General features: G+C 33.9%; 1 protein-coding gene. It reads right to left on the reverse strand.

Annotated elements, in window-relative coordinates:
- Window positions 1–443, reverse strand: a 443-nt coding sequence (locus SD53_RS12595; RefSeq protein WP_046520559.1) for a hypothetical protein, incomplete at both ends; no start/stop codon positions are given.

A 443-nucleotide genomic window follows, 5' to 3' on the forward strand; every position in this document is an offset into this window, starting at 1 on the left:
TTTTACTAAATCACCTTTTTGTATAATGACATCCCTTGCGCCTTTCGGTTTTGGTAGAATCTCCGTATTGAATGAACCTAATCCATTCATCTCCATCCACTTATAACCATTATACTTCGCACTATAGATAGCTATGATAGAAGCTGGACGCTGATAAAACTTACCGCCATCTATCCACTCTTTCTCATCCATATCAATAGGTTTACGTCTATCTGGGTCTTTAATGTGATCAAATTTCCAAGTTTTAATAGAAAATTTATTACCTACTCTTCTGAGCCGCATATAAACAACGATTCTGTCCAAGTTATACATTATCGGTTTATTCTGATAGTCGTATATCTTTTTGGGGTCTCCTTTTTGGTTATACAACGTAACAACAATATGTCCTATTTTTCTATCATGATATTTATTTTCATAACCAATAGAAGCAAGTAACTTACCAT

The organism is Rheinheimera mesophila, from assembly GCF_000986865.1.
Classification (GTDB): domain Bacteria; phylum Pseudomonadota; class Gammaproteobacteria; order Enterobacterales; family Alteromonadaceae; genus Pararheinheimera; species Pararheinheimera mesophila.